Raw genomic sequence first — 22,444 nt, forward strand, 5'->3', positions numbered from 1 at the left:
CGTCACGTCCGGCGCCGAGCACGGTAGGCGCTGGCCTTGGCCCGGTTCTGACACGACAGATCGCAGAAGCGGCGCGAGGCGTTGCGCGTGGTGTCGAAGAAGACCAGGGAGCACGTCGCGGCCTGGCACACGCCGAGCCGCGCTCCCTGACCGACCCCGATGACCATGGCCAGCGCGGTTCCCATATCGGCGGCCCAGGCGTCCACGAGCGTCGCATCCGGCCGGTGAAAGGCCAGCCGGAGCGGCTTTCCCGGGTCGCCGTGCAGGGTGGGGACTGCGCCGTGCCGCCTCAGGAGGTCGTTGAGCCGTGCGGCGGCCTCGGGCAGGCAGTCCCCCGCGCCGTACAACAGGCGCACCTCGGCGGCGACCTCCGCGAGCCGGTCGGCGTCGGCCGGCGTGAGCCCACTCGGAGGGCGCCCGGCGGCGGAGAGGCCGCTGTGGATCGCGGCCAGCCGTTCGCCCCCGGTCAGGGGCGGTGTGACAGGACGGCCGTGCGCCGAATCGGCGGCCAGGACGTTCACCAGGAGAACGGCGAGTTCCACCCTGCTCGCGACATAACTGTCTATCTCGGGTTGACCAGTGATGCGCCACGGTTCTATCGTCACTGTCGTATCTTAACTAGACAGTGAGGCTTGAGGGATGTACGCACGCCTGGCCCGCACCATGTGGCATCAAATCGAGCCGGTCCACGCCGCGCTCTACTACAGCCCCGAGGCATTCGAGGAGGCCGCTGCGCTCGGCTACGACGTCACGACGCGCTGGCCGAGCTATTTCGCCTGGCGCACCGCGCCGCTGGGTGCGGCGGGGCCCACGCTGACGGGCGCCACCTACTACAGCTTCAGCCCGAGCATGATCGCCGAGTACGTGCCGGGCATCTGGAAGACCGCGACGCCCGCACAGGTGCTCGACGCCCGGCTGCGGGCGATGGACCGCACGTTGCGCGGACTCCTCGGCGACGGGGTGGGCGCCGGAATCAAGGAGGCGGCCCAGCTGGCGATCAGGGCGGCGGAGAGCGTGGACGTCGCCCACCGGCCGCTCGCCGCGGCCAACCTCGATCTCCCCTGGCCGGGGGAACCGCACCTCGCGCTGTGGCAGGCGTACACGGTGCTGCGCGAACACCGCGGCGACGGGCATCTGACAGCCCTGCACGCCGCCGGCCTCGACGCCTGCGAGGCCCTGGTCTCCTTCGCCGCCGTCGGGGCGGCCCCTGCCGAGAACTTCGCCGGCCGCGGCTGGAGTGACGAGGAATGGGCCGCCGCGCGGGAACGGCTCGTCGGACGCGGCCTGATCGACGGCGAGGGGACGGCCACCCCCACGGGGCGCGCGCTGCGCGACCAGGTAGAGCGCATGACCGACGAGCTGGCGGTGGGCCCGTGGCGGGCGCTCGGCGAGGCGGGGGCCGAGCAGCTGGCCGAGCTCAACCGGCCGCTGCTCGGGGCCGTGTTCGAGTCGGGCCTTCTGCCCACCGTCACCACACTCGGCATCGGCAAGATCCAAGCCCCCGAGTGAGACTCGAACGGCTCACCTGTCCGGTGGGTCTTCTCGACCTAGGTCGTGTTTCACAGGTCATGCCCTTTTCGACACTCCCTAGGTCCAGGAGATCCCAGCGGTTCGGGCCACGCTTCTCACCTCCTCACACAGACGCCCACTATCCCGACAAATCACCAAATATCGCCCCGTCGAGGCGACGGGCGACCGGTCGGGTGAGGCACCAGCGCGTCTGATACCCACGCCGGGAAGCGGCGACACACACGGAAAAAACATTTCAGATCACGGGCCCACAGCCGATAAGCTCGTAGCTTTCCCTGCGTTCCGGAGGAGCTTTCGCGTGCCCGTAGACATGCCCGCAGACGTGCTCGACGCCGAACGTGCCCATCTCGCGGCCGCGCGCGCCGCATTGCGGGCGATGCGCGAGCACGCTCGCTCCCTCTCGGCGGACGCCGCCGGCGACTGGGTCTCCCGGGAGATCCTCCAGGGCCTGCTCGACCAGCGGGTCGCCGCCCTGGCCGATCAACCGGACGCCCCGCTCTTCTTCGGCCGCCTGGACCGCTCCGCCGACGACGACCTGCCCGGCACGATCTACGTCGGGCGGCGGCACGTGCACGACGACCGCAGCCGCCCCCTCGTGATCGACTGGCGGGCGCCGGTCTCCCGCGCGTTCTACCAGGCCGGCCCCGCCGACCCGATGGGCGTCGCGCTCCGCCGCCGGTTCGGCTACCAGGGCGGCGAGCTCACGGCGTACGAGGACGAGCCGCTCGGCGACGGACGGCCCGGGCGCCTACCCGCGGGTCCGCCGCCCGAGCAGAGCTCACTGCTGCTACGGGAGATCGAGCGGCCGCGCAGCGGGCCGATGCGCGACATCGTCGCGACCATCCAGCCCGACCAGGACGAGATCGTCCGCGCCGACCTCGGCGTCACGGTCTGCGTCCAGGGCGCCCCCGGCACCGGGAAGACCGCCGTGGGGCTGCACCGGGCCGCCTACCTCCTGTTCACCCACCGGGAGCGGCTCACCCGATCCGGTGTGATGGTCGTGGGCCCCAACCGGGCCTTCCTCTCCTACATCTCCTCCGTGCTGCCCGCGCTCGGCGAGGTGCGGGTCGACCAGACGACCGTGACCGGCATGCTCGGCGGCCACGCCCATCCGGAGGACCCCGCCGTGTCAGCGGTCAAGGGCGACGGACGGATGGCCGCCGTCCTGGAACGGGCGCTGTGGCTCCACGTCGGCAAGCCCGAGGAGGGGCTGCTGGTCACCAAGGGCGCCAACCGCTACCGGGTGCCCGAGCACGAGGTGCGCGAGATGGTCGCCGCGCTACGCGGCACGACCAGGTACGGCCCCGGCCGCACGATCCTCGCCCAGCGGCTCGCCCACTCCGTGCTCGTGCAGATGGAACGCCGCGGCGAGTCGCCGGACGACCGGGTGCAGGACGCGGTGGCGCGGTCGAAGCCGGTGAAGGCCATCCTCGACCAGGTGTGGCCGAAGCTCACCGCCGAGCAGGTGCTCTTCCGGCTGCTGTCGGACGCCGAGTTCCTGGCCAGGGCGGCCAAGACCGATCTGTCGGCGGAGGAGCGGGAGCTGATCTCGTGGCGCAAGCCGTACCGGACGCATCGCTCGGCCAAATGGTCGGCGGCCGACGCCGCCCTGCTGGACGAGCTGAACGACCTCATCGAGCGGACGCCCTCGCACGGCCACCTGGTCATCGACGAGGCCCAGGACCTGTCCGCCATGCAGTTGCGCGCGCTCGGGCGGCGGTGCCGTACGGGCTCGGCGACGATCCTGGGTGACCTCGCGCAGGGCACCACGCCCTGGTCGGCGACGTCATGGAAGACCGTGCTCGACCATCTCGGCCAGCCCGACGGGGAGGTCACCGAGCTCACCGTCGGTTTCCGCGTGCCACGCGAGGTCCTCGACTTCGCCGCCAGGCTGCTCCCCTCGGTCGCGCCGGACCTGGCCGCCCCGCGGTCGCTGCGCCCCGGCGCGGGCTCCCTGACCGTACGGCACGTGCCCGACGCCGTCGCCGCCGTGCCCGAGGTCGTACGAGAGGCCCTCGGCCGGGAGGGCTCCATCGGCGTCATCGTGCCCGACTCCGCAGTGCCCGCCGTCTCGGCTGCCCTCGACGGCGCCGCCGAACTCGTCGGCGGCGAGGCTCCGGCGGGCGACTCGGCGGCCGAGGACCGGGTGCTCATCGTCCCCGCCACGCTCGCCAAGGGTCTCGAGTACGACCACGTCGTCCTGGTGGAGCCCGCCGACATCGTGGCGGCGGAAGACCGCGGTCTGGCCCGCCTCTACGTGGTGCTCACCCGTGCCGTCACCTCACTGACGGTCCTCCACGCCGAACCCCTCCCCGCCCAGCTCACAAGCTGACCCGGCGGAAACGGAAGGGGCGGCTTCCGGGTGACCGGGAAACGGAAGGGGCGGCTCCCGGGTGACCGGGAATCCGCCCCTTCTCGTGGCTCTGGCAAGGAGAGCGGGAGGACTAGAAGTCCATGTCGCCGCCGCCACCGGGCATGGCCGGGGCCTTCTCCTTCTCGGGCTTCTCGGCGATGACGGCCTCGGTGGTGAGGAACAGCGCCGCGATGGACGCCGCGTTCTGCAGTGCGGAACGCGTCACCTTGGCCGGGTCGATGATGCCCGACTCGAACATGTTCACGTACTCGCCGGTGGCCGCGTTGAGGCCCTCGCCCGCGGGAAGGTTGCGGACCTTCTCCACCACGACGCCGCCCTCGAGGCCGGCGTTGACGGCGATCTGCTTCAGCGGCTCCTCCAGCGCCTTGCGGACGATCGCGGCACCGGTCGCCTCGTCGCCACCCAGCTCCAGCTTGTCGAAGGCCTTGGCGCCCGCCTGCAGCAGCGCCACGCCACCACCGGGGACGATGCCCTCCTCGACGGCGGCCTTCGCGTTGCGGACGGCGTCCTCGATGCGGTGCTTGCGCTCCTTCAGCTCGACCTCGGTGGCCGCGCCGGCCTTGATGACGGCGACGCCGCCGGCCAGCTTGGCGAGGCGCTCCTGGAGCTTCTCGCGGTCGTAGTCGGAGTCGGTCCGCTCGATCTCGGCGCGGATCTCGTTCACCCGGCCGGAGATCTGCTCGGGGTCGCCGGCACCGTCGACGATGGTGGTCTCGTCCTTGGTGATGACGACCTTGCGGGCGCGGCCGAGCAGGTCGAGGGTCGCGTTCTCGAGCTTGAGGCCGACCTCCTCGGAGATGACCTGGCCACCGGTGAGGATGGCGATGTCGCCCAGCATGGCCTTGCGACGGTCACCGAAGCCGGGGGCCTTGACGGCAACGGACTTGAACAGACCGCGGATCTTGTTGACGACCAGGGTCGCCAGGGCCTCGCCCTCGACGTCCTCGGCGATGATGACCAGCGGCTTGCCCGACTGGACGACCTTGTCCAGCAGCGGGAGCAGGTCCTTGTTGGCGGAGACCTTCGAGTTGACGATGAGGATGTAGGGGTCCTCGAAGACCGCCTCCATGCGCTCGGGGTCGGTCACGAAGTAGCCGGAGACGTAACCCTTGTCGAAGCGCATGCCCTCGGTGAGCTCCAGCTCCAGGCCGAAGGTGTTGCTCTCCTCGACGGTGATGACGCCTTCCTTGCCGACCTTGTCCATCGCCTCGGCGATGAGCGAGCCGATCTCGGGGTCGGCGGCGGAGATGGAGGCGGTGGAGGCGATCTGCTCCTTGGTCTCCACGTCCTTGGCCAGCTTGGAGAGCTCCTCGCTGACGCGCTCGACGGCGGCCTCGATGCCCTTCTTCAGGCCCATCGGGTTGGCGCCCGCCGCCACGTTGCGCAGACCCTCACGTACCAGCGCCTGGGCGAGCACGGTGGCGGTGGTCGTGCCGTCACCGGCGACGTCGTCGGTCTTCTTGGCGACTTCCTTGACCAGCTCGGCGCCGATCTTCTCCCACGGGTCCTCGAGCTCGATCTCCTTGGCGATCGAGACACCGTCGTTGGTGATCGTGGGGGCGCCCCACTTCTTCTCCAGCACGACATTGCGGCCACGGGGGCCGAGGGTCACCTTGACGGCGTCGGCGAGCTGGTTCATACCGCGCTCGAGACCGCGCCGGGCGTCCTCGTCAAACGCGATCATCTTGGCTGCCATAAGGCTAGACCTCCCAGTAGCAGGGTGGCTTCACTGGACCGAGCCGACGCCCGCGACGGCATGGGCCCGCTCTCCCTTCGGGGACCCCATCGCCTCGATCCTGGTTGTTGTCACTCTCGACCTGAGAGTGCCAACCATGTGTTTAGCACTCTACCCTTGTGAGTGCAAGCGCAAGCCAAGTTGCATCTCGGGGCATATCAAGCCCTCTGACCAGCGAAGATTCCGTTGACACACCCCTGTCAGGGCCACGATGGAATGACGAAGGCCCGGCCTCGCCGATGGCGAACCGGGCCTTGCGATGGTCGAGCGACAAGGGCGTGTCCGGCAGGCGCCGTCCGTGCTCCGCCGGACACCCCCGAGATCAGACGGCCCGGACGGCTTCCGCCTGCGGGCCCTTCTGGCCCTGCGTGATGTCGAACTCCACCCGCTGCCCCTGCTCAAGCGACTTGTAGCCGTCCATCAGGATCGCCGAGTAATGAACGAACACGTCCTTGCCACCGTCTACCGCGATGAAGCCGTAGCCCTTGTCCGCGTTAAACCATTTGACGGTGCCCTGCGCCACTTTCCGACTCCTCTTGCTGGGCTGGGGACCACACCCAAGAAGCCCCCGGTTTTGTCGATCGTCCTCGACCATACCTGCGTCAAGGCATCGGACAACAGAGTCAATGCGCAAACTACTACTAGGCGTTCGCTCAAAGCAGGATCAGCGAATATTCACTTTAGTCGTCGATAGTTGATAATTGCACTATTTGATGGACATGGCACGACCTGGACCATGACAAACCCCCAGGTCAGCGGCTTTTCAGTGTGAGCAGACTCAGCCGCCGGCGACGGCCGGGATCACCGAGATCTGCACGCCATCCGGCGTGGGGGTGTCCAGACCCTGGGCGAATCGGACATCCTCTTCTCCGACATAGACGTTGACAAAACGCCGTATTTTGCCCGTTTCGTCCAGGATTCGGCCGCCGATGCCCGGATAGTCCGCATCCAGCTTCTGCAGGACGTCGCGGAGCGTCGCGCCTTCTCCGGACACCTCCGCGACTCCATTCGTATACGTGCGCAGAATCGTCGGAATCCGCACAGAAACGCTCATCTTTCACTCTCTTTCGTTGCGTGGGCGGAAACGCGTTCAGTTGGCAAAAGCCGTACGGAATGCCTCGAGCGACGGCCGGATGACCGCGGCCGGACGGGCGTGCTCGGCGATCGCGTCGAGCGTCTTCAGCCCGTCGCCGGTGTTCAGCACGACGGTCTCGGCCCCCGGGTCGAGCCGGCCCTCCCGCGCCAGCTTTCGCAGCACGCCGACGGTCACACCGCCCGCCGTCTCGGCGAAGACACCCTCGGTCCGCGCCAGCAGGCGGATGGCCTCGACCACCTCGCGGTCGTCGACGTCCTCCACCGCGCCGCCCGTACGCCGGGCGATGTCCAGCACGTACGGCCCGTCCGCCGGGTTGCCGATCGCCAGCGACTTGGCGATCGTGTCCGGCTTGACCGGCTGCACCACATCGTGCCCGGCCTTGAACGCCCGCGAGACCGGCGAGCAGCCCTCCGCCTGCGCACCGAAGATCCGGTACGGACGGTCCTCCACCAGGCCGAGCTTGATCAGCTCGCGGAATCCCTTGTCCACCTTGGTGAGCTGCGATCCGGAGGCCACCGGGATGACGATCTGCTCGGGCAGCCGCCAGCCGAGCTGCTCGGCGATCTCGTACGCCAGTGTCTTCGACCCCTCCGCGTAGTAGGGCCGGAGGTTGACGTTGACGAAGCCCCACTTCTCGCCGAGCTCGTCGCCGATCAGCTCAGAGCAGAAGCGGTTGACCTCGTCGTAGGTGCCGTCGATGCCGACGAGGCGGCCGCCGTAGGCCGCGGCCATCGTGACCTTGGCCGCCTCCAGGTCGGCGGGGATGAACACGCACGAGTCGAGCCCGGCGCGTGCGGCGGCGGCGCCCACGGCGCCGGCGAGGTTTCCGGTGGAGGAGCAGGAGAGCGTGTGGAAGCCGAAGGTCCTGGCGGCCTCCAGGGCGATCGCCACGACCCGGTCCTTGAAGGAGTGGGTCGGGTTACCCGAGTCGTCCTTGACGTACAGCGAGCGGAATCCCAGCTCGGCCGCGAGCCGGTCCGCCTTGACCAGCCTGGTCCACCCGGGCCGGATGTTCGGCTTGGCGGTCACATCCGGGGGGACCGGAAGGAGCGCCCGGTAACGCCAGATGTCGGTCGGCCCCGACTCGATGTCCGCGCGGCGGACATCGCCGAAGTCGTACGTCACCTCGAGCGGGCCGAAACACTCGGCACAGGCGAAGATCGGGCCCAGATCGTAGACGGCGCCGCATTCGCGACAGGACAGCCCGGTGGCGGGGCCGAACTCGGCGCTGGACAGAGAACCTGGCCGGGGGACATCAGTGTGCGCCATGAAGCGAGGCCTTTCCCTCATCTTCGCTCGCGACCACCCTGGCCACGAGCCCGGAATTGGCACCTGTCCCGGCCGGGCCTCGTGGGCACGAGTTCGGTCGCGGGAGGGTTGCCGGGGCTTCGCAGGGCCGGTCCCTCCACCCCTCTGGATGAGCATGTTCAGTTGTGGGACGTCCGGATCCATCCGGGTTACGTCCGCTAGCACTTTACCCCGGCAGCACCTCCATCCAATCCCGCGTCTCACCTGACGAGACAGATCATCCCACTAGATGTCCGCCGGTCCCGGTCACGCGTACGCGTCACCGAGCGCCGACTGCACGTATCTGCGGGCCTGGTGGATCCGCGACTTGACGGTGCCGAGCGGAATGCCGAGCTGCTCGGCGACCTCCGCGTAGTCGAGCTGGCAGATGTCGCGCAGCACCAGCGCCTGGGCGAGATCGGGCTTGTCCGCCTCCAGCGACTCCATGGCGTCGAGCAGATCGAGCCGTGATCCCGCGATCACGCTGACGCGCCGGGGATCGGGGCGCTGCTCGGGCAGTTCCTCCGCCTCCTCGGCCGCCCGCCGCTTCAGGGAACGGTAGGTGGTCCGCGTGCAGTTGACGGTCACGATGTGCAGCCAGGTGCTGAACTTGGCCCGGCCCTCGAACCTGCCGATGTTGCGCGCCACGGCGAGCAGCGTGTCCTGAGCCGCCTCCTCGGCGTCCTGGCGATAGGGTAGAAGTCGCTCGCAGTGCCGCAACACGTCGGGCTCGATCCGGCGGAGCAGCTCGCCGAGCGCCCGATGGTCGCCCCCGGCGGCCGACCTGGCCAGGTCCTCAGTTGTCTCGTCCATTGCCATTGCCGTCTTCAACCCTCCTTTTGACATCCTATTGAGTCATGAGCAGCCAGGTTCTGATCGCTTCCAACCGGGGGCCGGTGTCCTTCACCATGGCGGACGACGGCGCGCTCACCATGCGCAGAGGCGGGGGCGGCCTGGTCTCCGGACTGTCCGAGGTGGCCAGGGACACCGACCTGCTCTGGGTCTGCGCCGCCCTTTCCCACGGCGATCGCGGTGCCGTACGGCTCGCGCCGGGCGGCCGGCTCGACCGGGCGTTCGACGCCGGACCGGTGCGGATGCTCGACATCCCGCCGACGGTCTTCCATCGCGCCTACAACGCGGTGGCCAACTCGACCCTCTGGTTCGTCCACCACCTGCTCTACAACACGCCGGTCACGCCACAGTTCGGCATGCGCTTCCGGCGTGAGTGGGAGTCCTACCGGGACTACAACGGCGCGTTCGCGCTCGCGCTCGCGGAAGAGGCCGGCCCGGGAGCCCGGGTGATGATCCAGGACTACCATCTGACGCTGACCCCGGCGATGCTCCGCGTCGAGCGGCCCGACCTGCGGATCGCCCACTTCTCGCACACGCCGTGGGCGCCGCCGGAATACTTCTCGCTGCTTCCCGACGACGTCGCCGTGGAGGTGCTGTCGGGGATCCTCGGCGCCGACCACGCGGGCTTCCTCACCGCCCGGTGGGCCGAGGCGTTCATGGACTGCTGCGCCGCCTTCCTCGGCGCCCGCGTCGATCGCGAGAGCCGTACGATCATCCATGACGGCCGGACCGTCCGCGTCGGCGTACATCCGCTCGGTGTGAACGGCGAGGCGCTGCTGGCACGTGCGGCCGAGCCGGACGTCGAGTCGAACATGGCCGCGATCAGGCACATGGTCGGCGACCGCAAGCTGATCGTACGGATCGACCGGACCGAGCTGTCCAAGAACATCGTGCGCGGCCTGGGCGCCTACCGGGAGTTCCTGGCCGGGCATCCGGAGTGGCACGGCAAGGTGGTGCACCTGGCCTTCGCCTACCCGTCCCGCCATGACCTGCCCGAATACCGCGAGTACACGGCGGCCGTGCAGCGGTGCGCCAAGGAGATCGAGGACGAGTTCGCCACCGAGGACTGGGACCCGCTGATCCTCAACGTGCACGACGACTATCCGAGATCGCTGGCCGCCTACCGGCTGGCCGACGTCCTGCTGGTCAATCCGATCAGGGACGGCATGAACCTGGTCGCCAAGGAGGGGCCGATCCTCTCCCGGCGGTGCGCGCTCGTGCTCTCCCGCGAGGCGGGCGCGGCCGCGGAGCTCGGCGCCGACTCGCTGCTGGTCAACCCCTATGACGTCTCCGGCACGGCCGCCGCCCTGCATCAGGCCCTGCTGCTGCCGGAGGAGGATCGGGCCGGGCGCTGCGCCAGGCTGCGGGAGGCCGCCACCGCGCTCCCCCCGAGGCGCTGGTTCGACGACCAGCTCGCCGCCCTGGAATGACGGGACGGGCGCGCCGGCTCAGCCCCAGGCGGCGTGTTCGAGCATGCGGCCGAGGCCCGGGGTGTTCACCGGATCTTCACGCCGGGCAGGTGCGCGATCACCCGCCGCCCCTGAGGGCCTCGACGACGGCGCCGAGGAAGGCCACGACGCCGGCGGGGCCGTCCACCACGATGTCGGTGTGCGCCGCCAGCTCGACGACCTCGGCCGACCCGCTGCACACCCGCAGGCCGGGAATGCCCGCCCGTTCGACGGCCTCGAACGCCGCGAGATCGCCGAGGTCGTCACCGGCGAACATGACGGACCTGGCCTTCCGCTCGGCGAGGAACGCCGACAGCGCGCGGCCCTTGTCCATGCCGGGCGACCGCAGCTCCAGCACGAAACGTCCCGGCTCGACCACCAGACCGGCCTGCTCGGCCAGCCGTGCGACCGGCTCGGCGAGTGACACCAGCGCCGCCTCGGGGTCGGGGCACCTGCGGGTGTGCACGGCCACCGCCCGATCCTTGTCCTCGATCAGGACACCGTCCATCCCGGCGGTGATGGTGGACAGCTCGGCCCGCACCAGGTCCAGCCCCGGCGGCGGGGGCGGGGCGCTGATCTCACCGGCCTCCCACCGCTCCATGCCGTAGTGACCGAGGATGACGAGACCGGGCACGTCGGCGAGGGACGGCCCGGCGGGGGTGGCGCCGAGAGCGAGAGCCGTACCAGGCGGCCGGCCGGTGACGATCACCACGGCGCCGACCAGCGCGGCCAGATCGGCGAGCACGGCAGGGGCGTCCGGATGTACGGCGGCGGCCGCGGGGTCGGCCACGATCGGGGAAAGGGTGCCGTCGAAGTCGAGCCCGATCACCGCTCCGGCGGGATCGGCGAGGATCGCGGTGAGGCCGTCGTGGGCGGGGAGCTTCACGGCGCCGCCCCGAATCGACGGGTGGCGCGTTCGCGCCGGCGACCGGCCCGCATCCTCCGCAGGCGCTGCACCAGCATGGGATCGTGCTCCAAGGCCTGCGGCCGGTCGATGAGCTGGCTGAGTAACTGGTAGTAGCGGGTGGCGGAAATGCCGAACGTCTCCCGGATCGCCTGCTCCTTCGCGCCGGCCTGACGCCACCACCGCCGTTCGAAGGCGAGGATCCGGCGATCGCGGTCGGATAAGGCGAGATCGTCGTCATCGATCGGTTCGATGTCCATCCGCTCCTCCTCCGCCGGACGCCGGCCCTCCTCATGGTAAAGGGTGTCGGAAGGATCGGACGAACCTCCCGATCCTCGTCCACGAACGTTCACCGGGATCGAGGGAGCGGAGCGGGAGGGAGCCGAGGACCGCAGGCGAATGCCCGCAGAAGCGGGCTTCGCAGCGGACCTGAGCCTCCTCCCGGCACATCCTCGAGCCCCGCGGAAACTCCGAGCCTGCGAGGAATTTTCGTGGGTGGAGGGACCGCGGCCAAGCCTCCGGTGTCAGCCGCTGCCGACCACGTCCCGCACCTCGGCGAAGTGGCAGGCACTCGAGTGCGGGCTCCCCGGGCGGATCTCCAGCGCGGGCTCCTGCTCTGCGCAGATCTCCTGTGCCTTCCAGCAGCGGGTGCGGAACCGGCAGCCGGACGGCGGGTTCGCCGGGGAGGGCGGGTCGCCCTGCAGGATGATCCGCTGTCGCTGCTCGCGCCCCTCCGGGTCGGGCACGGGCACCGCCGACAGCAGCGCCTGCGTGTAGGGGTGGGTCGGGCCGTCGTAGATCTCGGCGTCCCGGCCGATCTCGACGATCTTCCCCAGGTACATCACCGCCACCCGGTGGGAGATGTGCCGCACCACCGACAGGTCGTGGGCGATGAAGATGTAGGCCAGCTCGAATTCCTTCTGCAGGCTCTCCAGCAGGTTCATGACCTGGGCCTGGATCGACACGTCGAGCGCGGAGACCGGCTCGTCGCAGATGATGATCTCGGGGCGCAGCGCCAGCCCCCGGGCGATGCCGATGCGCTGGCGCTGACCGCCGGAGAACTGGTGCGGGTAGCGGTTGATGTGGTCGGGGTTGAGGCCGACCACCTCGAGCAGTTCCTGCACCCTCCTGCGGCGGTCGCCCTTCGGGGCCACCTCGGAGTGGATCTCGAACGGCTCCCCCACGATGTCGCCGACCGTCATACGCGGGTTCAGCGAGGTGTAGGGGTCCTGCATCACCATCTGGATGTTGCGCCGCATGCGCTTGAGGTCGCCGCCCCTGGCCGTGGTGATGTCCCTGCCGTTGATCCGCACCGAGCCCGACGTCGGCCGCTCCAGCGCCATCAGCAGCTTGGCGAGGGTGGACTTGCCGCAGCCCGACTCGCCCACCACGCCCAGCGTCTCGCCGCGATGCAGGTCGAAGGAGACGCCGTCGACGGCCTTGATCGCGCCGATCTGCCGCTTGAAGAGGATGCCCTGGGTCAGCGGGAAGTGCTTGACCAGGTCGCGGACTTCCAGGATGGGTTCAGCGGGAGTCGCCATCGAGGACCTCCCTCCAGTAGTGGCAGGCGCTGCCGCGGGCGCCGTCGATCGGATAAAGGGCGGGTACGTCGGTCACGCAGTTGTCCCGCCGGTACGGGCAGCGCGGGTGGAACGCACAGCCGGACGGCATGTCCAGCAGGTTCGGCGGCATGCCCTTGATGGCGTACAGTTCATGGCCCTTGAGGTCCACCCGTGGGATCGACTCCAGCAGCCCCTTGGAGTAGGGATGGGCCGGCCGCCGGTACAGATCGTGCACCGGGGCCTCCTCGACGATGCGCCCGCCGTACATCACGGCGATCTTGTCGGCGACGTCGGCCACGACGCCGAGGTCGTGGGTGATCAGGATCAGGCCCATGTTGCTGTCGCGCTGGAGCTCGGCGAGCAGGCCCATGATCTGCGCCTGCACGGTCACGTCGAGCGCCGTGGTGGGCTCGTCGGCGATCAGGATCTCGGGGTCCAGCGCGATCGCCATGGCGATCATGATGCGCTGCCGCATACCGCCGGAGAACTGGTGCGGGTAGTCGTTCGCCCGGTCCCTGGCGGCCGGGATCCGGACCCGATCCATCAGCTCGACGGCCTTCTTCTTCGCCTCCGACCGCGACGTGCCGCGGTGCATGCGGAACATCTCGGCGATCTGCCAGCCGACCGGGAAGACCGGGTTCAGCGCCGACAGCGCGTCCTGGAAGACCATGGAGATGCCCTCGCCGCGGATCTTCCTGCGCTGGTCGTCGGGCATCTTGAGCAGGTCGACGCCGCGGAAGCGGATCTGTCCGCCGGTCACCTTCCCCGGCGGCATGTCGAGAATGCCCATGATCGTCTGCGCGGTGACGCTTTTGCCGGAGCCGGACTCGCCCAGCACGGCCAGCGTCTCTCCGGCGTCCACGCGATAGGTGACGCCGTTGACCGCCTTGGCCACCCCGGCCCGGGTGCGGAATTCCACGTGGAGATCCTCGACCTCGAGGAGCGCACCGCCGTGGGTGCCGCCGCCCGAGGGTGCGGAAAGCACTTCGGTCACTTGCCGTGCCTCCTCAGCGAAGCTTGGGGTCGAGTGCGTCGCGTACCGCCTCGCCGAGCATGACGAAGGTCAGCACGCACGCGGACAGGAACGCCGCGGGGAAGAACAGCGCGTGCGCGCCGGTCCGGATGTACTGGGCGTGGTCGGCGATCGCGATGCCCCAGGAGATGACCGGCGGCCGCAGGCCGATGCCGAGCAGCGACAGCGTGGCCTCCGCGCCGATGAAGCTGCCGATGGTGATCGTCGCGTAGACGAGGATCGGAGCCAGCGAGTTCGGCAGGAGGTGCTTGAAGATGATCCGCAGCGGTCCCGCCCCCAGCGCGCGGGCGGCCTGCACGTAATCCTGGTGCTTGGCCTGGATGACCGCCGAGCGGGCGATGCGCATCAGGATCGGCCAGCCGAGCACGGCGAGCACGATGATCACGACAGTCATGATCATGAATTCGCTCGGGTTCGACTGAGCCGGGGCGATGGTGCCGAGGATGATGATCGCGCCCAGCACGTACGGCAGGCCGAGGAACATCTCGCCCACCCGGGAGATGAGGATGTCCGTCCACCGCGCGTAGTAGGCGGCCAGCACACCGGTGATCCCGCCGAGCACCACGGTCGCGAGCGTGGCCATCGTGCCCACGATGATCGAGGTGCGGGCGCCGTAGATGGTCCGGGCGAAGACGTCGCGCCCCTGCAGGTCGATGCCGAACAGGGCTCCTTCGCTCGGCCCCTCCATGCTCCTGGCCAGGTCGGCGTAGTTCGGGTCCTTGTCGGTGAACAGCGTCGGGAACGCCGTCATCAGCAGGAACAGGACCAGCATCACCAGGGAGATCCAGAAGATCTTGCGTCGCTTGAGGATGTCCCAGGTGTCCCCCCAGAGGCCGCGGGGCTTGTCCGCCGCGGTGGGGTGGGCCGAGCCCGCGTGTTCGTCCGCGCTCTGCACCAGGTCTTGCGTCACGATCGGTTCACTCATAGCGGATCCTCGGGTCGAGCACGCCATAGAGGAGGTCGACGATCAGGTTGGTGAGCAGGTAGACGAGCACCAGCAGTGAGGCGATCGGCACCACGATCGTGTAGTCCTGACCCAGGATCGCCCGCCAGAGCAGACCGCCGACGCCGTGGATGTTGAAGATGCCCTCGGTGATGATGGCGCCCGACATCATCGAGCCGACCTCGGTGCCGATGAACGTGATCGCGGGGATCAGCGAGTTGCGCAGGAGGTGCACCGAGACCACCCGCCGGTTCGTCAGGCCCTTGGCGATGGCCGTACGGACATAGTCGGCACGACGGTTCTCCACGATGCTGGTCCGGGTCAGCCTGGCCGTGAACGCCATGTTGAGACTGGCCAGCACGATGGCCGGCACGATCAGCTCCGCCATCGGCGCTCCATCGGAGACCGTGGGCTTGATCACGCCGAACCGCATGCCGAGCAGCCACTGCAGCAGGTAGCCGGTGACGAAGGTGGGGAGCGAGAGCAGGAACAGCGTGGAGATCGTCACCGAGTTGTCGAGGAAGCCGCCGCGCTTGAGCCCGGACAGCACGCCGGCGGTGATGCCGATGCACGCCTCGATCGTGACCGCGAGGATGGCGAGCCTGATCGTGATCGGCCAGGCGTCGGCGAGCTGGCTCGCGACGGAAACCTGCTTGAAGTCGACGCCCAGGTCGCCCGTGAGCATGTTCTTCAGGAAGTTCCAGTACTGCACCAGCATCGGCTGGTCGAGGCCGAACTGCTCCCGCATCATCGTGATGTAGCTTTCGGGGCAGGGCCGCTGGCCGCAGCGTCCGGCGAACGGGTCGCCCGGGAGCTGCCAGACCATGAAGTTGATCAGAAATGTCGTGCCGAGAAGCACGGGTATGAGTTGCAGCAGGCGCCGGATGGTGTAACGGCCCATGCGCACCTCCCGTCTGACGCCTAAGGTCTACGAGCCTTCCCAACAGGTCGATGCAGGGCAGGCGTGGGTGGACAGCCGCCGAGGCCGGCCCCGGTCCGGAACCGGCCTCGACGTCGCGGACCGGGGAGACTAGCTCTTGATCGCGATGGACAGGGGGTCGAGCACGCCGAACGGCGTCACCTTCACACCCGTGACCCACTTGGAGGTGCCGGCCTGCAGACCGTACGACCACAGCGGGATGACAGGCATGTCCTGCGTCAGCATAGCCTCGGCCTCCTGGTAAAGCCGCAAGGACTCGGCCGGGTCGGCGGCGGTGTCAGCCTCGTGCAGCTTCGCGTCGAGCTCCTTGCTGCTGTAGAGACCGTCGTTGGAGGACGCGTTGGTCTTGTACAGCGGGTTCAGGAAGTTCTCGATGTGCGGGTAGTCCATCTGCCAGCCGGTGCGGTGCGCGCCCTTCAGCTTGCGCTGGGTGACCACGTCGCGGAGCTCGGCGAAGGTCGGCATGTCCCGGTGCACGAACTGGAAGCCGGCGTCGGCGCCGAAGGCCTGGTTGATGCTGTTGACCGTGGCCTCGATCCACTCCTTGTGGGTGCCGTCGGCGTTCGACCAGATCGGGAACTCCTTCGGCGGGGTGTAGCCCGCGGCCTTGGCCTTGGCGAGGTACTCCTTGGCCCTGGCCGGATCGAAGGTGCACAGGTCGCCGCAGGCGCCGGCCTTGTAGCCCTCGACGATCGGGGAGACCCAGCTGTCGAGCGGGGTGCGACCCTTGTTGAAGATCTTCTCGGTGATGGTCTTCCGGTCGATCGCCAGCGAGACGGCCTTGCGGAAGTCGGCGTTGCCGCCGAACTCCTTGTCGAAGACCGGGAAGGTGAGGGTCTGGATGACGCCCTGCTGGCCCTCGATCGCGCGGTCACCGAGGTCGCTCTTCCACTTGTCCCCGGCGAGCGCGGACGGCGGGATCAGCTCGGTGAAGTCGAGGTTGTTGGAGACCAGGTCCGCGTAGGCCGCGTTGTCGTCCTGGTACATCTTGTAGACGATCTGCTTGACCTTCGGCTTCTCCGCACCCGGGTAGTCGGGGTTGGCGTCCATGACCAGCTGGGAGTTGTGGTCCCACTTGGCGAACTTGAAGGGGCCGTTCGTCACGGGGTTGGACGAGAACGCCTTCGGGTCCTTGAAGAACGCGTCGGGCAGCGCGGAGAACGTCGAGTAGCCGAGCTTGGTGCGGAACACCGCCTGGGGCGAGCTCAGCGTGACCTTGAAGGTCTGGTCGTCGATGACCTCGAGGCCGCTCAGCGTCTCGGACTCGGGCTTGGGGGCCTCCTTCGGCCCTTCGGGGCCGTCGGGGTCGGCGGTGTTGACCTTGTCGAAGCCCTCGATGTCGGCGAACCAGGAGGCACCGAGCTGGCCGTTCGGCGAGTAGGCCGTGTAGTTCCAGGCGTCGACGTAGTTCTTGGCGGTGACGGGGGTGCCGTCGGTCCACTTCAGCCCGGGCTTGAGCTTGATCGTCCAGACCTTGTTGTCGGAGGTGTCGATCGACTCCGCCTGGTCCAGCTCGGCCGCCGCGGTGTCCGAGTTGTACTTGATCAGCTTGCTGTACATGAAGTCGACGACGGTGCCGCCGCAGGTCTCGTTGATGTTCCCGGGGACGAGGCCGGTCTGGGGCTCACAACCCCGGATGAACACGGCACCGGTCGCCGCCCGGGGGTTCTCGTCGCCCGACCCCCCGCTACCTTCGCTGCCTCCACCGCCGCACGCGGCGACGCCGAGCGCAAGCAGCGCGGTGCCGGCGGCAATCTTCGCGCCCTTGGTCACGCGCATATGGATCTTGGTCCTCCCTCTAGGATGGGCGCCCCGCTGATGAGGCTCGGTTTTCCGGGCACGGTCACACCAGCTGACACCCCTGCCAGTCGTCCGGAGCATCCCTTATCGGACACACCATAGGAGTCTCTGACTCATTGCAGTTCGGTCACACGTGTGCCACTCGGGCGTCACACGCATTTCAACGTGCCGACCGCAAATGCCCCGCACCGCCGTAAAGCCCTCAGTAAGGTACATATATCACCCTGCAGGTCCTACATGGTCCATCAGATGCCGAACCAGCCGTGCCGTTGCTCCCATATCACGATGTCCTGGGCTACCTTTGACCAAGCTGCGGTACTGCACGTCGCGGCCACCTCACCGACCACCATCCAATAGAGTCCATGCCATGAGCCAGCCGGAATCCGCCCTCGCGGACGCCCAGGCGGGCGGCCGAGCCCCGGAGACGCTGGCCGCTCTCGCCGAGCGTTACGGACTGCGACGGGCCATAGCGCGCCCCAGCATGCCCGCCTACCTGCGACAACTGTGGGACCGGCGGCACTTCATCCTCACGTACGCCACGTCGCGGAGTGTCTCGAAATACTCCGACTCGGCACTCGGCCAGCTCTGGCAGGTTCTCACCCCGCTGCTCAACGCCGCCGTCTACTTCCTGATGTTCGGCATCATCCTCGACCAGCGCAAGAACATCGAGTACTACCCCGCGTTCCTCATCACCGGGGTCATGGTCTTCACGTTCACCCAGCGCACGGTGACCGGCGGCGCCAAGTCCATCTCCTCCAACCTGTCGCTCATCCGCGCGCTCCACTTCCCCCGGGCCTCGCTGCCCCTGGCCTACACGATCCAGGAACTGCAGCAGCTCGCCTGGTCGATGGGCGTGCTCGTCGTGTTCGTGCTCGCCACGGTCCAGAAGATCACCTGGTTGTGGCTACTGATCCCGGTCTCGCTGCTCATGCAGCTGGTCTTCAACGTCGGCATGAGCCTGTTCCTGGCGAGGATCGGCGCGTTCGTCCGCGACATGAACCAGCTGCTGCCGTTCATCCTGCGTGCCTGGCTCTACGCCTCCGGTGTCTTCTACAGCATCACCGAGCGGACCGCCGACCAGCCGGAGATCCTCCGCTGGGTGCTGGAGTTCAACCCCGCTGCGGCCTACATCGAGTTCATGCGCGACCTGTTGATCTACGAGAGGTTCCCGGAGCGCTGGGCCTGGGTCACCTGCCTGTTCTGGGCGGTCTTCGCACTGATCGCCGGTTTCTGGTACTTCTGGCGCGCCGAGGAGAGGTACGGGCGTGGCTGAGCCGACCAAGGACGAACTGACCGAGGGTGGGACGCCGACCGTCATCGTCGACGACCTGCACATCGTCTACAAGGTCTACGGCGCGGCCAGCGACGCCGAGAAGGGGAACGCGGCGAACGCGCTGCTGCGCGTCCTACGCCGGCAGGGGCGCCCGCAGATGAAGGAGGTCCACGCCGTCAAAGGTGTGACCTTCGTCGCACACCACGGCGACGCGATCGGCATCATCGGCCGCAACGGCTCGGGCAAGTCGACGCTGCTGCGGGCGATCGCGGGGCTCCTCCCACCGCACAAGGGCGCCGTCTACACCAACGGCCAGCCGTCCCTGCTGGGCGTCAACGCCGCGCTCATGAAGGAGCTCACCGGCGAGCGCAACATCGTGCTCGGCTGCTACGCCATGGGCATGACGCCCAGCGAGGTGCGCGCGAAGTACGACGAGATCGTGGACTTCTCCGGCATCGGGGAGTTCGTTCAGTTCCCCATGTCGACCTACTCCTCCGGAATGGGCGCCCGGCTGCGCTTCGCCATCTCCTCGGCGAAGACGCACGACGTGCTCCTCATCGACGAGGCACTGGCGACCGGAGACCGCGAGTTCAAGCGGAAGAGCCAGCAGCGCATCAAGCAGATGCGCGAGTCCGCCGGGACCGTCTTCCTGGTGGCCCACAATCTTGACGTGATCGAGGAGACCTGCAACCGGGTGATCTGGCTCCACAAGGGGAAGATCAAGATGCAGGGCGATCCGCAGGAGGTTCTGGACGCCTATAACAAGGCCTGATTGGAGAGGGTGAACCGTGCCGACGCCGCCACCGATTCCTTATGAGCACCTCCCCGAGGTGGCCGAGCTGACCGTCGAGAGCGACGACGTCCGCGACGGCGAGCGCCTGAGCGACGCCCACGTCTTCAACGATTGGGGCATGTCGGGGCAGAACATCTCCCCGCACCTGCGCTGGTCGGGCGCTCCGGAGGGTACGCGAAGCTACGCGGTGACCTGCTTCGACCCGGACGCGCCGACGGGAAGCGGGTTCTGGCACTGGGTGCTGTTCGACATTCCGGCCGAGGTGACCGAACTGCCGGCCGGAGCGGGCAGCGCCCCCGACTTCAAGGGCCTGCCCGGGGGCGCCGTGCACGCCCGTAACGACTACGGCCTGAAGGCGTACGGCGGGGCCGCCCCGCCTCCCGGTTTCCCGCACCGCTACCTGTTCGCCGTACACGCCCTCGGCGTGGACAAGCTGGGCGTGGGCGAGGACGCCTCGCCCGCCGTCGTCGGTTTCAACATCACGGCGAACACCCTCGCCCGCGGATATCTCGCACCGGTCTACGCGACTTGATACCGCCGAACCCCTCGTTCGACTATCATTCGAACGGAGATTCGATGTAGGGGAGGGGTGGGATGAGCGAGCTGGCGACGGCGATCGACAACCTGGCCGACGAAGATCCCGCGGAGCTTCCGTTGGCGGCGCTCACCGAGCAGCTCATCGAGCTGCACTGGCAGATGGCCCGACTACAGGCGCAGATCGCTCGACGCACCCACGTCCGCTACTCCAGCAACTAGTCTCACCATCCGCGGCGAAAGGCCGGCGTCCCACCAGGGGCGCCGGCCTTCATGTTCGAAAGGTCGGCTCTACTCGCAGGGCTCGTCCGCCTGTCGCGCCACGGCGTTGGTGACGACCGAGGGAGCGGTCGACGCGGCGGAGTAGGGCTGGGTGTTCACGACGGCGGCGGCCGTGGCCGTCAGGCCGACCGCGGCGGTCAGCGCGCCGGGGGCGGCGTCGGCCGCGGCGGCGGTCGTGTTCACCGTGCGGGCCGCGCCGGTCACGTTCGCGTTGGCCGTTTCGGCCGTACGCGCGGCCGTCGACCCCACAGCGGAGGCGGCCGCCGTGGTCGTGGCCGGAACCCCGGCGAGCAGGCCGCCCGCGCTGTTCCCCGTCGCCGCGACCACACCCCTCAGGTCGACGGCAGCGGCCAGGTCGGCCGCCACATCGAGGTCGAGCGCGGCGGTCACGGCGGCCCCCACGTTCGCGACGACCGGAGCGGCGACATCGGCCGTACGGGCCGTGGCACCCGCGACGGCGGCGTCCGCCTTACGCGCCGTGGCGCCCGCGACGGCGCCGGCCTGCTCGTCGGCCCCGCTGACGGCGGCGTTCGCGGTGTCCGCCTTGGCCGCGACGACCGCGGCCGCGTCGGCGCCGACGTCGGCACCCACGGCGACCGCCGCGTCGAGGACCGCGACGAGGCGAGCCCGGAGCGCGGCGACGACTTCGGCGCTGATCCTGGCCCTGGCGTCGGCCACGACATCGGCCGCCAGGGCGGCCGCCTCGGCGAGACGGGCGTTCGCTGCTGCGGGAAGCTCGTCGGTGGTGGTGGCGGCGAGGTCCACCACGGCGATGAGGTCGGCCCGCACGGTGGCGGTCAGGTCCACCGCGGCGGTCACGGCGGCCCCCGCGTCCACGGCGATCGGGGCGGCGGCATCGGCCGTACGGGCCGTGGCGCCCGCGACGGCGGCCGGGTCGTCGCAGTCCAGGTCGGACAGCAGCTTGGAGACGGCTGCGAGCCGGGCGTCGGCGTTGCCCTGGGCAGGCGCCGCCGTGTGGGCGGGCGTCGCCGCCTGAGCGGGCGCCGCGAACACGCCGGCGAGACCGATCGCTACGGCGACGACGGCTGTTCTAACCACTCGTTTCATTAACTTGCCCCCGGTTCATATTCCGTTTCACGAGAGTGGGAATGACGAACCCAAGAACCCCCGTGGTCGGCGAACGCGCCGACAAAGACGACGGCATTTCTATCACCTCTCGGCATGGCGCAGGGCCGGGTCATGCCGGGCATCAGGCCAGCTGACCGATGGTCAAGTCCGGACATGAGAGGACCATCGACCATCCCGGGGTCAGGCCCGTTCCGAGCCGTGAAAAAGGCACGGTAAAAGCGTGCACGGTGCCGGGCAACCATTCTTTCCGGTGGCTTTGGCAACGCGCGCGGCGAGGGGGCGATCGCCCTGATATGGGCCGCGCCGAAGGAGGGTTCCGTACGGACCGCTGCCGCAGGATCACACCTCTCAGATATCGCGACATATCGCGTTTGTCGCTAGGCTTGAAGCCGTGACCACCCTCACCCCGTTCTTCGGTGACGACCCCGAGCACCGCGCCTCCGACGCGGACCGCGACCGGATCGCGGCCGTTCTCGGCGAGGCGCTCGCCACCGGTCGCCTGACCAGCGCCGAGCACGCGGACCGGCTCGACGCCACCTACTCCGCCGTCACCCTCGGCGATCTCCTGCCCCTGGTCAAGGACCTTCCCGAGGCGGCACGCACACCGGCCTCCCCCTCCCCTGGCACGGAGACCCACCGGGTCGCCGCGGTCTTCAGCAAGGTGATCCGAAGAGGACGCTGGGTGGCCGGGCGCCACACCGAGCTCCGCTCCGTCTTCGGCGCGCTGATCGTGGACCTGAGCGACGCCGTCCTACCCGGCCGCGAGGTCACGCTGGAGCTCAACTCGTTCTGCGGCAAGGTCATCGTGGCGGTCCCGCCGGGCGCCCGCGTCGTCGACGAGGGCAGTGCGCTGTTCTCCAAGCGGTCGGTGACCGGTGGAGGGCAGGGAGACGGCCCGCTCATCCGCGTCACCGGGCAGGCGCGCTTCGGCAAGATCGTGGTCTATCGCGGGCAGCACCTCTAACGCTC

At 68.9% G+C, this 22,444-nt stretch carries 22 protein-coding genes and 1 riboswitch; of the genes, 8 read left to right on the forward strand and 14 right to left on the reverse strand.

Going from position 1 to position 22,444, the window contains the following annotated elements; translation table 11 throughout:
* Positions 1–2 precede the first annotated feature (2 nt).
* On the reverse strand, positions 3–605 hold the full coding sequence (locus AP234_RS27965) for a CGNR zinc finger domain-containing protein (protein WP_235558415.1): 603 nt from the start codon (positions 603–605) through the stop codon (positions 3–5).
* A gap of 34 nt (positions 606–639) precedes the next feature.
* Between AP234_RS27965 and AP234_RS27970 the strand changes: the two genes are divergently transcribed.
* Entirely contained in the window at positions 640–1,509 is an 870-nt protein-coding gene (locus tag AP234_RS27970; RefSeq protein ID WP_055482722.1) for an SCO6745 family protein, read from the forward strand.
* Positions 1,510–1,840: 331 nt separating this feature from the next.
* Positions 1,841–3,862, forward strand: coding sequence for an AAA family ATPase (locus AP234_RS27975; protein ID WP_055482723.1), 2,022 nt, complete (start codon positions 1,841–1,843; stop codon positions 3,860–3,862).
* Positions 3,863–3,974: 112 nt separating this feature from the next.
* On the opposite strand, the gene groL is transcribed toward AP234_RS27975, so the two are convergent.
* From groL to AP234_RS28000, 5 genes are all read right to left on the reverse strand, one after another.
* Positions 3,975–5,600, reverse strand: coding sequence for a chaperonin GroEL (groL, locus tag AP234_RS27980; RefSeq protein WP_055482724.1), 1,626 nt, complete (start codon positions 5,598–5,600; stop codon positions 3,975–3,977).
* Positions 5,601–5,961: 361 nt separating this feature from the next.
* On the reverse strand, positions 5,962–6,162 hold the full coding sequence (locus AP234_RS27985; protein ID WP_055482725.1) for a cold-shock protein: 201 nt from the start codon (positions 6,160–6,162) through the stop codon (positions 5,962–5,964).
* A 255-nt stretch (positions 6,163–6,417) separates the two neighbouring features.
* Positions 6,418–6,693, reverse strand: coding sequence for a MoaD/ThiS family protein (locus AP234_RS27990; RefSeq protein ID WP_055482726.1), 276 nt, complete (start codon positions 6,691–6,693; stop codon positions 6,418–6,420).
* A 36-nt stretch (positions 6,694–6,729) separates the two neighbouring features.
* A complete protein-coding gene (gene thrC, locus AP234_RS27995) occupies positions 6,730–8,004 on the reverse strand; it encodes a threonine synthase (protein ID WP_055482727.1) in 1,275 nt (424 codons plus the stop codon).
* Positions 8,005–8,018: 14 nt separating this feature from the next.
* Positions 8,019–8,159: riboswitch (SAM riboswitch) on the reverse strand.
* A 130-nt stretch (positions 8,160–8,289) separates the two neighbouring features.
* The gene (locus tag AP234_RS28000; RefSeq protein WP_055482728.1) at positions 8,290–8,841 is read right to left on the reverse strand and encodes an RNA polymerase sigma factor; all 552 of its coding nucleotides are present in this window, start codon (positions 8,839–8,841) and stop codon (positions 8,290–8,292) included.
* A gap of 38 nt (positions 8,842–8,879) precedes the next feature.
* Here AP234_RS28000 and AP234_RS28005 point away from each other — a divergent pair, with 38 nt between their 5' ends.
* Entirely contained in the window at positions 8,880–10,304 is a 1,425-nt protein-coding gene (locus tag AP234_RS28005; protein ID WP_055482729.1) for a trehalose-6-phosphate synthase, read from the forward strand.
* 97 nt (positions 10,305–10,401) lie between these two features.
* Here the strand turns inward: AP234_RS28005 and otsB are convergent, their stop codons facing one another.
* The 7 genes from otsB to AP234_RS28040 form a co-directional block, all read right to left on the reverse strand.
* Positions 10,402–11,208, reverse strand: coding sequence for a trehalose-phosphatase (otsB, locus tag AP234_RS28010; protein WP_055482730.1), 807 nt, complete (start codon positions 11,206–11,208; stop codon positions 10,402–10,404).
* Positions 11,205–11,486, reverse strand: coding sequence for a DUF3263 domain-containing protein (locus AP234_RS28015; RefSeq protein WP_083502501.1), 282 nt, complete (start codon positions 11,484–11,486; stop codon positions 11,205–11,207). Before AP234_RS28015 ends, otsB begins: the two co-directional genes overlap by 4 nt.
* A 264-nt stretch (positions 11,487–11,750) precedes the next feature.
* Positions 11,751–12,767 carry an ABC transporter ATP-binding protein gene (locus AP234_RS28020; RefSeq protein ID WP_055482732.1) on the reverse strand — a complete coding sequence of 339 codons (1,017 nt, stop codon included), beginning with the start codon at positions 12,765–12,767 and terminating at the stop codon, positions 11,751–11,753.
* The gene (locus tag AP234_RS28025; protein ID WP_055482733.1) at positions 12,751–13,782 is read right to left on the reverse strand and encodes an ABC transporter ATP-binding protein; all 1,032 of its coding nucleotides are present in this window, start codon (positions 13,780–13,782) and stop codon (positions 12,751–12,753) included. The genes AP234_RS28020 and AP234_RS28025 overlap by 17 nt, the downstream gene beginning before the upstream one ends.
* Before the next feature lie 13 nt (positions 13,783–13,795).
* The gene (locus AP234_RS28030) at positions 13,796–14,746 is read right to left on the reverse strand and encodes an ABC transporter permease (protein ID WP_055482734.1); all 951 of its coding nucleotides are present in this window, start codon (positions 14,744–14,746) and stop codon (positions 13,796–13,798) included.
* Positions 14,739–15,665: an ABC transporter permease gene (locus tag AP234_RS28035; RefSeq protein ID WP_055482735.1), complete on the reverse strand. Its 927-nt coding sequence runs from the start codon at positions 15,663–15,665 to the stop codon at positions 14,739–14,741. The genes AP234_RS28030 and AP234_RS28035 overlap by 8 nt, the downstream gene beginning before the upstream one ends.
* Before the next feature lie 129 nt (positions 15,666–15,794).
* Positions 15,795–17,483, reverse strand: coding sequence for a peptide ABC transporter substrate-binding protein (locus tag AP234_RS28040; RefSeq protein ID WP_055482736.1), 1,689 nt, complete (start codon positions 17,481–17,483; stop codon positions 15,795–15,797).
* 388 nt (positions 17,484–17,871) lie between these two features.
* On the opposite strand from AP234_RS28040, the gene AP234_RS28045 reads away from it, so the two are divergent.
* The 4 genes from AP234_RS28045 to AP234_RS37695 all read left to right on the forward strand — a co-directional run bounded on the left by AP234_RS28045 (position 17,872) and on the right by AP234_RS37695 (position 20,326).
* Entirely contained in the window at positions 17,872–18,777 is a 906-nt protein-coding gene (locus tag AP234_RS28045) for an ABC transporter permease (RefSeq protein ID WP_055482737.1), read from the forward strand.
* A complete protein-coding gene (locus AP234_RS28050) occupies positions 18,770–19,549 on the forward strand; it encodes an ABC transporter ATP-binding protein (RefSeq protein ID WP_055482738.1) in 780 nt (259 codons plus the stop codon). The genes AP234_RS28045 and AP234_RS28050 overlap by 8 nt, the downstream gene beginning before the upstream one ends.
* 16 nt (positions 19,550–19,565) lie before the next feature.
* Entirely contained in the window at positions 19,566–20,102 is a 537-nt protein-coding gene (locus AP234_RS28055) for a YbhB/YbcL family Raf kinase inhibitor-like protein (RefSeq protein ID WP_055482739.1), read from the forward strand.
* Positions 20,103–20,164: 62 nt separating this feature from the next.
* The gene (locus AP234_RS37695; protein ID WP_162842220.1) at positions 20,165–20,326 is read left to right on the forward strand and encodes a hypothetical protein; all 162 of its coding nucleotides are present in this window, start codon (positions 20,165–20,167) and stop codon (positions 20,324–20,326) included.
* A 69-nt stretch (positions 20,327–20,395) separates the two neighbouring features.
* On the opposite strand, the gene AP234_RS28060 is transcribed toward AP234_RS37695, so the two are convergent.
* Positions 20,396–21,445 carry a hypothetical protein gene (locus AP234_RS28060; RefSeq protein ID WP_055482740.1) on the reverse strand — a complete coding sequence of 350 codons (1,050 nt, stop codon included), beginning with the start codon at positions 21,443–21,445 and terminating at the stop codon, positions 20,396–20,398.
* A 421-nt stretch (positions 21,446–21,866) separates the two neighbouring features.
* Here AP234_RS28060 and AP234_RS28065 point away from each other — a divergent pair, with 421 nt between their 5' ends.
* Positions 21,867–22,439 carry a DUF1707 SHOCT-like domain-containing protein gene (locus AP234_RS28065; RefSeq protein ID WP_055482741.1) on the forward strand — a complete coding sequence of 191 codons (573 nt, stop codon included), beginning with the start codon at positions 21,867–21,869 and terminating at the stop codon, positions 22,437–22,439.
* Positions 22,440–22,444 lie beyond the last annotated feature (5 nt).

Source organism: Sphaerimonospora mesophila (genome assembly GCF_001417795.1).
In the GTDB taxonomy this organism is placed as follows: Bacteria; Actinomycetota; Actinomycetes; order Streptosporangiales; family Streptosporangiaceae; genus Sphaerimonospora; species Sphaerimonospora mesophila.

Coding starts and splice junctions, on each gene's coding strand:
- AP234_RS27970 (WP_055482722.1), top strand. CDS start 640: ATGTACGCACGCCTGGCCCGCACCATGTGGCATCAAATCGAGCCGGTC.
- AP234_RS27975 (WP_055482723.1), top strand. CDS start 1,841: ATGCCCGCAGACGTGCTCGACGCCGAACGTGCCCATCTCGCGGCCGCG.
- groL (WP_055482724.1), bottom strand. CDS start 5,600: ATGGCAGCCAAGATGATCGCGTTTGACGAGGACGCCCGGCGCGGTCTC.
- AP234_RS27990 (WP_055482726.1), bottom strand. CDS start 6,693: ATGAGCGTTTCTGTGCGGATTCCGACGATTCTGCGCACGTATACGAAT.
- thrC (WP_055482727.1), bottom strand. CDS start 8,004: ATGGCGCACACTGATGTCCCCCGGCCAGGTTCTCTGTCCAGCGCCGAG.
- AP234_RS28000 (WP_055482728.1), bottom strand. CDS start 8,841: ATGGCAATGGACGAGACAACTGAGGACCTGGCCAGGTCGGCCGCCGGG.
- AP234_RS28005 (WP_055482729.1), top strand. CDS start 8,880: ATGAGCAGCCAGGTTCTGATCGCTTCCAACCGGGGGCCGGTGTCCTTC.
- AP234_RS28015 (WP_083502501.1), bottom strand. CDS start 11,486: ATGGACATCGAACCGATCGATGACGACGATCTCGCCTTATCCGACCGC.
- AP234_RS28020 (WP_055482732.1), bottom strand. CDS start 12,767: ATGGCGACTCCCGCTGAACCCATCCTGGAAGTCCGCGACCTGGTCAAG.
- AP234_RS28030 (WP_055482734.1), bottom strand. CDS start 14,746: ATGAGTGAACCGATCGTGACGCAAGACCTGGTGCAGAGCGCGGACGAA.
- AP234_RS28035 (WP_055482735.1), bottom strand. CDS start 15,665: ATGGGCCGTTACACCATCCGGCGCCTGCTGCAACTCATACCCGTGCTT.
- AP234_RS28040 (WP_055482736.1), bottom strand. CDS start 17,483: ATGCGCGTGACCAAGGGCGCGAAGATTGCCGCCGGCACCGCGCTGCTT.
- AP234_RS28045 (WP_055482737.1), top strand. CDS start 17,872: ATGAGCCAGCCGGAATCCGCCCTCGCGGACGCCCAGGCGGGCGGCCGA.
- AP234_RS37695 (WP_162842220.1), top strand. CDS start 20,165: ATGAGCGAGCTGGCGACGGCGATCGACAACCTGGCCGACGAAGATCCC.